Annotated in this window: 3 protein-coding genes and 2 pseudogenes; 2 read left to right on the forward strand and 3 right to left on the reverse strand. The window is 75.1% G+C overall.

Translation table 11 applies throughout. The features are described 5' to 3' along the window. Positions 1-351: pseudogene (locus ACOJTC_RS30520) on the forward strand (hypothetical protein); the annotation flags it as partial. A gap of 8 nt (positions 352-359) precedes the next feature. On the opposite strand, the gene ACOJTC_RS30525 reads toward ACOJTC_RS30520, so the two are convergent. Both ACOJTC_RS30525 and ACOJTC_RS30530 read right to left on the reverse strand, forming a co-directional pair. Continuing rightward, positions 360-839: a DUF1992 domain-containing protein gene (locus ACOJTC_RS30525; RefSeq protein WP_420119474.1), complete on the reverse strand. Its 480-nt coding sequence runs from the start codon at positions 837-839 to the stop codon at positions 360-362. A gap of 82 nt (positions 840-921) precedes the next feature. Further along, a complete protein-coding gene (locus ACOJTC_RS30530) occupies positions 922-1,470 on the reverse strand; it encodes a GNAT family N-acetyltransferase (protein ID WP_420119475.1) in 549 nt (182 codons plus the stop codon). Between the two features lie 122 nt (positions 1,471-1,592). Here ACOJTC_RS30530 and ACOJTC_RS30535 point away from each other — a divergent pair, with 122 nt between their 5' ends. Continuing rightward, the gene (locus ACOJTC_RS30535; RefSeq protein ID WP_420119476.1) at positions 1,593-2,243 is read left to right on the forward strand and encodes a LysE family translocator; all 651 of its coding nucleotides are present in this window, start codon (positions 1,593-1,595) and stop codon (positions 2,241-2,243) included. A gap of 5 nt (positions 2,244-2,248) precedes the next feature. Here ACOJTC_RS30535 and ACOJTC_RS30540 read toward each other — a convergent pair. Beyond that, a pseudogene (locus ACOJTC_RS30540) lies at positions 2,249-2,467 on the reverse strand (O-antigen ligase domain-containing protein); the annotation flags it as partial.

Here is a 2,467-nt window from a genome sequence, read left to right on the forward strand (position 1 = left end):
GCCACCCCGGCCCAGGTGCTGGTCGTGGTGGCCGCCTGCGGGGGGCTGCTCGCCGCCGCGCTCGACACCGTCCCCGCACCCACCCGCGCCTGGCACTGGGGGCCCTGCGACCCGGCCGGCTTCGCCGCCATGGGCATCGCCGAGACGCTGCTGCACACGTATGACATCACCCGGGGGCTCGGGGTGACGTGGCGGCCGCCGACGGCACCCAGCGCGGCGGTGCTGGGGCGGCTGTTCCCCGACGCGCCCGCCGGTGACCCGGCCGACGTGCTGCTCTGGATGACCGGGCGGGCCACCCTGGGGCAGCGGCCCCGCCGCACCGCGTGGACCTGGCGGGCCGCCGTCGACTGATCGGGCGGCTACCCCGGTGGTCGCCGCCACGGCCAGCGGAACCGGGGACGTCGTCGTGCCGGTGGCACGGGTGTCGGAGCGGACGGCGCGGGGACGGCGCGGGTGGCGCGGTGGGCCCGCCACTGGCGCAGCACCGCCTCGGTGTCGACCGGGCGGACCGCCACCCGGGGCCCCGCGGGGTACCGCAGCCACGCCACGATCTCCTGGTTGAGCAGACCGACGAACTCCCGCACCGACTCCTCGGTGGGCAGGTCACGGACCTCGTCGGGCACCTGCTCGACCCGACGGCGCAACTGCAACGGGGTGGGCAGCAGCAGGTAGGTGGGCAGCGCCTCCCGCTCCAGGAAACTCGTGATCCACCAGGACTCGTCGTAGGGGACGTCGCGGCCGGGGATCGGCTTGCCCATACCGGGCAGGTTGTCGAACTCGCCCCGTTCCTGGGCGCTGCGGATCTGCGCCTCGACAGCGGCCTCCCACGCGTCCACCATCCTCCGGACACCTCCCCCGACACCGTATCCGCCCGGCCGTCACCGGTGCAGCGCCTGCGGGGCGGGCGGCATTCCCCGGTGTTCAGCGGTGGTGCCGCACGTGGCGGTGCCCGTCGAGGGGGAACGGCGGCCGGGCGGGCAGCACCTCGACGAAGGGGAAGCCGCTCTTCTGCGCCACCCGGCAGGACGCCGGGTTGTCCAGCTGGTGCAGCAGCTCCAGGCGGGCCAGCCCGGTCGCGGCGAACCGGGTGAACGCCCACCGGCTCACCGCGTCCACCGCCCGGGGCGCCACCTGACGGCCGCGTGCCGGCCCGGCCGTCCAGTAGCCGATCTCCGCGTCGACGCGGCCCGGCACCACGTCCTTGAGCAGGACGCAGCCGACCACCCGGTCGCCGTCGGACGTGGCTTCGCAGACGGCGAAGCTGAACCGGCGGCCCGCCGCCCAGCCCTGCCGGTTGCCGTCGACCCACCGTCTGGCCTGCGTCGGCGTGGTCAGCGGGTTACGGGTACGGGCCCGCAGTTCCGGGTCCCGGTGCGCCTCGACCAACGCGTCGACGTCGTCGTCGCGCCAGCAGCGCAGGAGCAGTCCGGGTGCGGTGACGGTGGGGGCGGCCCGCAGGGTCACAGACATCTGAGCAGTGTGGCCGCTACCCCGCCCGTCCGGAACCCCCGCCGGGGCCGGGCACCACGGGGCGTCGCGGGACGACGGCGCGGCGTAGGGTGCGGGGCAGGTGCGGCAGGACGGGGGCGGCGATGGTCACGGTCGGTGCGGTGGCGGGAATCGCCCTGGTGGCGCTCGGTCTGGTGCTCACCCCGGGGCCGAACATGGTCTACCTGGTGTCCCGGTCGGTCAGCCAGGGTCGGCGGGCCGGGCTGGTGTCCCTGCTCGGGGTGGCCGCCGGGTTCGGCGTCTACCTGGCCGCCGCCGTCGCCGGCATCGCCACGGTGTTCGTGCTGGTGCCGCCGCTGTACACGGCGGTGAAGCTGGCCGGTGCGGCGTACCTGCTGTGGTTGGCGTGGCGGACGCTGCGCCCCGGTGGGCGTTCGGCGTTCACGCCGCAGGAGCTGCCGGTGGACCGGCCGCGCCGGCTGTTCGCCATGGGCTTGCTCACCAACCTGCTCAACCCCAAGATCGCCATCTTGTACGTGTCGTTGTTGCCGCAGTTCGTCGACCCCGCCCGGGGTGACGTGGCGGTGCAGAGCCTGCTGCTCGGCGGCACCCAGATCACCGTCGCGTTGACGGTGAACACGCTGATCGTGCTGACCGCCGGGTCGGTGTCGACGTTCCTGGTGCGCCGGCCGGGCTGGGCGCGGGTCCAGCGGTGGGTGACCGGCAGCGTGCTCGCCGCGATGGCGGTGCGGATCGCGGCGGACCGGTCCCGGGCCGCGGTGGCGGCCGGTTGATCCGCTCAGACCGGTGACGGCCGGGGTGCCGCCGCCGGCAGTGCCCGGTTCACCGGGCCGTCGACGGCGGCCACGGCCAGTCCGATCGCGTAGAACATCACCGACAGGTTCATGTCGGTGAAGCCGTAGAACGGGGCGAGGGCGAGGGCGACCACCGGCACCACGCTCAGCCACCGGCCGGCCGCGGACACCGCGACGGCGGTGCTGCGGACCAGCACCACGAG

This window comes from Micromonospora sp., from assembly GCF_048594385.1.
Lineage (GTDB): Bacteria > Actinomycetota > Actinomycetes > Mycobacteriales > Micromonosporaceae > Micromonospora > Micromonospora wenchangensis.

Bases quoted from the DNA above. Each gene is read 5' to 3' on its own strand.
- ACOJTC_RS30530 (WP_420119475.1), bottom strand. From the start codon at position 1,470: ATGTCTGTGACCCTGCGGGCCGCCCCCACCGTCACCGCACCCGGACTG.
- ACOJTC_RS30525 (WP_420119474.1), bottom strand. From the start codon at position 839: ATGGTGGACGCGTGGGAGGCCGCTGTCGAGGCGCAGATCCGCAGCGCC.
- ACOJTC_RS30535 (WP_420119476.1), top strand. From the start codon at position 1,593: ATGGTCACGGTCGGTGCGGTGGCGGGAATCGCCCTGGTGGCGCTCGGT.